4 protein-coding genes are annotated in these 3,355 nt (G+C 35.0%); all 4 read left to right on the forward strand.

Features of this window, described 5'->3' with window-relative positions; genetic code table 11:
- The first annotated feature begins 18 nt into the window (after window positions 1–18).
- Window positions 19–1,128, forward strand: coding sequence for a flagellar biosynthesis protein FlhF (flhF, locus tag GX687_01275; protein HHX96082.1), 1,110 nt, complete (start codon window positions 19–21; stop codon window positions 1,126–1,128).
- 2 nt (window positions 1,129–1,130) lie between these two features.
- Window positions 1,131–2,018 carry a MinD/ParA family protein gene (locus tag GX687_01280; GenBank protein HHX96083.1) on the forward strand — a complete coding sequence of 296 codons (888 nt, stop codon included), beginning with the start codon at window positions 1,131–1,133 and terminating at the stop codon, window positions 2,016–2,018.
- A 9-nt stretch (window positions 2,019–2,027) separates the two neighbouring features.
- Complete coding sequence (locus GX687_01285) at window positions 2,028–2,699, forward strand: hypothetical protein (protein ID HHX96084.1); 672 nt, start codon at window positions 2,028–2,030, stop codon at window positions 2,697–2,699.
- A gap of 14 nt (window positions 2,700–2,713) precedes the next feature.
- Window positions 2,714–3,355, forward strand: a 642-nt coding sequence (locus GX687_01290; GenBank protein HHX96085.1) for a chemotaxis protein CheA, incomplete at its 3' end; no start/stop codon positions are given.

A 3,355-nucleotide genomic window follows, 5' to 3' on the forward strand; every position in this document is an offset into this window, starting at 1 on the left:
TAGGGATGGTGAAATTAGGTGCGAGTTAAAAGATTTGTGGCTACTAATATGCAGGAAGCCATGGAAAAAATAAAATGTGAATTAGGGAATGACGCCGTAATTTTACATACCCGTTATTTTAAAGAAGGTGGCTTTTTAGGGTTGTTTCGTAAGCGTTATGTGGAGGTAACTGCTGCGGTTGATCAAAGTCCTCGACAGGTTTTTGAATTACCGCCTGAAAAGAATCCAACAGGACAGGTTGGTCGCGGTCAAGAGGTTTCGGCTGATTTAGCGGCTATGCGTCAAATAATGCAGGAAATGTCATTAATGTTAAGTAGTTTAAATGAACCCAAACTTCCCAAAGGGGGGCGGCTTCTTTATGAACATTTAATTCAGCAAGAAGTTGATTCTCAAATTGCCCTGCAAGTGGTTAAAGCAATGCTACAGGATTATGCTCAAATTCAATTGCAAACTGAGGAGGAATTATATAGAATTCTTGCTACTTATCTTTTGAAACCTATAGAAAAAATTTATTATCAACCTACACCGGTGAAAAAGGGTGTACCGCGAATTTTAACTTTTATTGGTCCGACAGGTGTAGGAAAAACAACAACAATTGCTAAATTAGCCGCTATTGATGCTGTTATGAAAAAGAAAAAGGTAGCTTTGATTACAATTGATACTTATCGGATTGCGGCTGTTGAACAACTTAAAACAATTGGAGAAATTATGAATGTGCCCGTGAAAGTAGTTTTTAATCCGGAAAATCTGCAAGATTGTTTACAAGAAATCTGTGATTATGATGTTGTTTATATTGATACTGCCGGTCGCAGTCATAAAAATGAAGCACAGGTCAATGAACTAAAGGAATATTTGGGGGCTACCCAGTCAGATGATTTGTTTTTGGTTTTAGCTAGTACTAGTAAATATCAGGATTTTATAGATATCTTGGAGGCATATCGGGATGTAAATATTTCCAGCTTGATTTTTACAAAAGTCGATGAAACTTCAAATTATGGTTCTCTTTATAATTTGGTTTATCAAAAAAAATATCCAATCGCTTATTTTGCTAATGGTCAGAATATCCCTGATGATATAGAAGTAGCTGAACCACAAAAACTTGTGCAAATGTTGATGAAGGAGAAATGATAATGAATAAACAGGCAGATTCTTTACGATTAATTGTTAAACAAATGAAAAATAGCATCCAGGCACAAATCAATGGTGTAGAAAAAGGCACTCGTGTGATTACTATTTCCAGTGGTAAAGGTGGTGTGGGTAAAAGTAATCTTTCTTTAAATTTGGCCTTAGCTTTGACGGATTTTAAACAAAAGGTAATGTTATTGGATGCTGATATGGGTTTGGCTAATATTGATATTATTTTGGGTTTGACCCCTGTTTATAATTTGGCTCATGTTATTGGTGGCGAAAAATTGATTGCCGATATTGTTGTGGAGGGTCCACAGGGATTAAAAATTATACCGGGTGGTTCAGGAATACAGGAGTTAGCAAATTTAAAAGAATGGGAACTAGAAAGTTTTTTAACAAAATTAAGCATGATTGAAGGGGAGGCAGATTATTTACTTATTGATACTGGGGCTGGGTTGTCTAATTCTGTATTAAGTTTTGCTTTGGCGGCAGATGAGCTAATTGTTGTTACTACCCCTGAGCCAACGGCAATAACTGACGCTTATGGTTTAATCAAAGCTTTGTGCCAGCAGGATTTTACCGGAAAGATTTATTTGGTTGTTAACCGGGTTGTTTCGCCAAAGGAGGCGGCTGTTGTTTTTGAAAAATTACAGACTGCTACACATAAGTTTTTGGATTATGAGATAGAATTTTTAGGTTATATTGTTGAGGATGTCAAAGTAGGACAAGCGATTCAGGCTCAAAAACCTTTTTTGATAGCATATCCCCAAACAATGGCTGCCAATAATTTATATACTATAGCTGCGAAAATTACGGATCAGGAAAATCAGATAGCAGCTGGTAAAGGTATCAAAGGTTTTTTTAGTAAGGTAATAGGATATTTTAGGTAGGTGATGTTGATGACTTTTAATTTTGAGGAAATTTTAAAAATTAATCAAGTAATACAGTTGGAATTATTTAACGCGGAAACTGGGGAATCCACCCGCTTTTCCAGCCGTATAGAAAATATACTGGAGGATTCATTAGTGCTTTCCGCCCCTATGGTGGAAAGAAAACCTCTCTTCTTTAAACCAGGCACAGCTTTTAATGTTTGGTTTTGGAATGAGGAAGCAATTTATGTCTTCCGGACTTATTTATCCGAAAATATAAAGGGTGAAATTCCTTATTTAGTAGTTACTTTTCCGGAAACAATTAAACGGGTCCAAAAAAGGGAGTATGTGCGAGTAGGTTTAAAAATGAATGTCTTGCTTTCTTTTTATAATTCCAAAGGGGAAGAAGAGGTCTTTTATTGTAAGTCCAGGGACATTAGTGGGGGAGGGATGATGTTAGTTTTAAATACCTATGTTCCTCTGGATAAAGGTACTAAAATTATGGTGAAATTTTCTTTGGAACAAAGGCAATTAGCTATTCCCGGAAAGGTTGTTTGGAATGAATGGGAATTAGATTTTTTGGGTAGGGAACAAAACTTGATTGGGATTCAATTTATCGAAATTAAAGAAATTGATCGCAAAACAATTATTAAAGCAGTTTATCAACGTCAAATTGAATTGAGAAAAAAAGGATTGCTTTAAGGGGGGAGTTATTCATGGATGTTTCCCGTTATTTAGATCTTTTTTTAGATGAATCAAGGGAGCATTTACAAATTTTAAATATGGGATTATTGAATTTGGAAAAGGATCCAAATAGATTAGATGTTCTTAATGAATTATTTAGGGCGGCTCATACACTTAAGGGTATGTCAGCTACCATGGGATATAATTTAATTTCGCAATTAACTCATCGTATGGAAAGTTTGTTAGAAAAAATTAAAACTAAGCACTTGTTAATGAATCAGGAAATCATTAATGTTTTGTTTCAATGTGTTGACATTTTGGAAAAAATGCTTTTAATGATTGAAGAGGGGAAAATCCCCCAGCTTAATTTAAAGGATTTGTTGGAAAAACTAAATCAATTTGAACAAGGTGTAGTGATAAACACTAAAAGGCCTATTACTCAAGAAGTTGAAAAGATTCCCGAGGAAAAAGGGGAATTTGATGAATATGAAATTAACGTAATTAGTGAAGCAATTTCCCAAGGTTTTAATGTTTGGAAAATTGTAATTAGGGTTTCTGAGGATTGTTTAATGAAAGGTGTCCGGGCCTTTATGGTTTTTCGAAATTTGGAAAACTTGGGGGAAGTAATTAAGTCAATTCCCTCGGTACGGGATATTGAAGATGAAAAATTTGAA

This window comes from Clostridia bacterium (assembly GCA_012841935.1).
Lineage (GTDB): Bacteria > Bacillota > Peptococcia > DRI-13 > DTU073 > DUTS01.